Consider the following 2,548-nt stretch of genomic DNA (forward strand, 5'->3'; position numbering starts at 1 on the left):
AGTAGCAACGCAAGTGTCCCGCAGGTCCGCCCAGGTTACACTGATATCGCCAGCCCATTTCTGGTCGGGATTGCTCGCAGTGAAGTCCCGATTCAGCAGATTTGGTGAGATGTTGAACTTGTGGTCGCTGTCTGTCGTGACCTTGCGCTTACGTGTTCTCACAACAGATATGCCGTTCTGGCGCATCAACCTGCCAACTCGGCGGTGACCCACATCCAAACCGATCTCTTTCAGCTCCTCTGTCATTCTTGGCCGACCATAGCTGCCCAGGCTGAGACGTGACTGTTCTTTGATGTGCGCCAACGTTACCATATCAGACCGCTGTCTGCGGCTGGCCGGACGGGTGCGGAAGGCCCGCAATCCACGCGTGCTGACACCGACAACATGGCATAAGCGTTTGGCCGGAAAACTGTCACGGTGTTCTTCGATGAACCTAGATCTCATTGCTTTAGGCCCGCGAAGAACTGGGTGGCTTTTTTAGGATGTCCTTCTCCTCCTTGAGAATGCGCACCTCGCGTCGAAGGCGTTCATTCTCCTGAGCGAGGCTCAGATCCTCTTTCGACACCACATCAGTGTCTCGATGTGCCGTGATCCATTTGTTCAGCGTTGACAGCCCGACACCTAAATCAGAAGCCACCTGTTTGCGCGTAAGCCCGCTCGTCAGTGCGATCCGCACAGCACCTTGGCGGAATTCGTCCGTCCGTTTCAGTCCCATTGCTTGTCTCCTTTGCAGCAATAAATGCTATCAAAGGAGCGGCATCAAACCGCGACAGGATCACTCTAATTGCAAATGGAGGAAAAATCCCGTGGCAGGTCAGCGCCAATTAGACACTCGCTACGACTATCGCAAGTTTGCTTTTTCAGTACGGCTTCACAGATGGCGAGCAGACCATGAGCTTCAGCGCAGAGGTTAATTCTCGTCCTTGCACAGACCTAATTGCATCAACCCCCATCCGAAGCGTGGATCCCAACCTGCCGCGCCCAAATCAGTAGCACTGTCTCGAAGTACATCACGTACTTTAGATGGGGACATGTGTGCATTACCAATAACGTGAGCGATTATAGCGCTTGCGATTGCCGCGGCGTACGAAGTACCGGAACGGTAGGCTTGGCCGATACCTTCGGCCACAAGCAGATCGACGCCCGGCGCCGCAAACTCCACCTCGTCCCCGAAACTCGCCATCGCATATATATCCTTGAACGCGTCTACTGCCGTGACGGCAATCACGTTAGGGTCGGATCCTGGGTAGGCAACATGTGGGAGGCCATCATTTCCCGCGGCGGCCACGATAGTCGCGCCGCGCGTTCCGGCAACAGAGAGGACACGTCTCAGGGTGCGATTATGTGGCCCAGCAAGAGACATGTTGATAATTTCAACTTTCTCGCTGAGGAGCCAGTCGATTGCTTTCACGAGGTTCTGAGTCGATGCGATATTTCCGTTCTTCGAGTCTGCGAAAGCGACTGCGACGAACAATTCCGCTCCAATTGCGAGACCCTCAACACTATCCGCCGCAGGTGCCGCAGCGATTAGAGAAGCAATCCCCGTTGCATGAGAAGTTGACGCAGGAACTTCAGTTTGACCGAGGACCGTGTGCGACCGCATTTGGACGTTGTGTAGAAAAGGTGACGTGTCATCGACGGGGCCGTCGATAATGCCGATACGAACAGATCGAGGCAAGGTACAGCGATCAAAGTCGGCAGACCCAACCAGTTCGTGTGCGTAGGACCGCCTACCTTGTGCCCCCACGTAAATGTGGTTCATGTCAAAGTCCGCATCGATCCCGTCGAAGGCCAACAGAGCCCGCACTTCCGCACCACTCACCGCGCCGGCCAAGTCAATGACAATCATGTTTAGATCAAGACTGGGCAGCGACGAAATCTCAAGAATAATTCCACCAAGGGATTGTATGATATCAAGCGCCGCAGGGGTCGTTTGTTGAGACGCAAGCAACACGAACTGAGGAGTGTCGTTTTCGGTCGTGTAAACGTTGTCCGGAGTGCGGTACTCCTCAGGAAGGCCCTCGGCCTCAAGACCCAAACTTTCAGCTAAGTCCGTTTCTGAGATCGGGGTTTCTGGCATCGGCAGCGGATGGTTCCAATGTACAACCTGAACTTCTTTGCTGGCCTCGGCGCCAGTGTGAACTTCTGATTCGTCTGCGTCGCCGTCATTTGTCTCTGATTGGTTTGATGCGTCCACTTCATCGCAAATTCGCCCACCAGCAAGCAGTTGGATGGACGGGACAGCGGCTTGCACACGGATAATCTGGTTGGAAAACACTGAATTGGTGGCTGAATGCGCAAATCGCAGTGGTGCGGTCACCATCAGTATTTGCCTACCACCGCGTAGATTCTGGGTTGCGGAAAATGGGTCAGTCCCCTGAGGTTTCATCAGTTGAAGGGCGTTGGCTGCTAGCCGGTTACTGACATTTTTCTTGCCGCCTAGTTCTGCGTTCGAGCCCTCGCTACCACCGCCCATGCCGCCATCGCCCTTGTCGGAGCCGCTACCTTTGCCAGAGCCACCGCCCATGCCGCCATCGCCCTTGTCGGA

At 54.8% G+C, this 2,548-nt stretch carries 1 protein-coding gene and 1 pseudogene; both read right to left on the reverse strand.

Translation table 11 applies throughout. The features are described 5' to 3' along the window. Positions 1-715: pseudogene (locus THALAR_RS18255) on the reverse strand (IS3 family transposase); the annotation flags it as partial. A gap of 195 nt (positions 716-910) precedes the next feature. Further along, positions 911-2,548: S8 family serine peptidase (locus THALAR_RS00015; protein ID WP_154666716.1), on the reverse strand; the 1,638-nt coding region annotated here is incomplete at its 5' end.

The organism is Litoreibacter arenae DSM 19593, from assembly GCF_000442275.2.
GTDB classification, from domain to species: domain Bacteria; phylum Pseudomonadota; class Alphaproteobacteria; order Rhodobacterales; family Rhodobacteraceae; genus Litoreibacter; species Litoreibacter arenae.